Origin of the sequence: Mesorhizobium sp. M1A.T.Ca.IN.004.03.1.1 (assembly GCF_003997555.1) — a bacterium.
Taxonomy (GTDB): domain Bacteria; phylum Pseudomonadota; class Alphaproteobacteria; order Rhizobiales; family Rhizobiaceae; genus Mesorhizobium.
This window is the reverse complement of the sequence record NZ_RZTV01000132.1, coordinates 1-321: the sequence shown is the minus strand read 5'-3', so window position 1 is coordinate 321 and position 321 is coordinate 1. Positions and strand designations below refer to the sequence as shown.

Here is a 321-nt window from a genome sequence, read left to right as displayed (position 1 = left end):
CCTGCGCATGCGGCAGCACGGCGGCGATGCCGTCGAACACCATCTGGCGGGCTGCGACGATGTCCTTCGACGCGCCCGGCAGACCGCCGACGACGAGGACGAGGCAATCGGCTGAAAATGCCGCCGCCTCGTCGATGGCACGCCTGTTGTCGTCGAGGTTTTTCTGCCAGTCGGCATCGTTTGCTGCCGGGAAGAAGCCGCCGCGGCAAAGACCGGTCAGTTTGATACCGTTCGATTTGACGATCCGCACCGCCTCGTCGAGACCGACCTTGGCGACCTGGTCGCGCCAGGGGGCGATCGCGGTGATGCCGTGTTTCAGGC

Annotated in this window: 1 protein-coding gene; it reads right to left on the bottom strand. The window is 65.7% G+C overall.

What is annotated here, in order from left to right; translation table 11 throughout:
* Nucleotides 1-321: TIM barrel protein (locus EOD29_RS31015; protein ID WP_164763907.1), on the bottom strand; the 321-nt coding region annotated here is incomplete at both ends.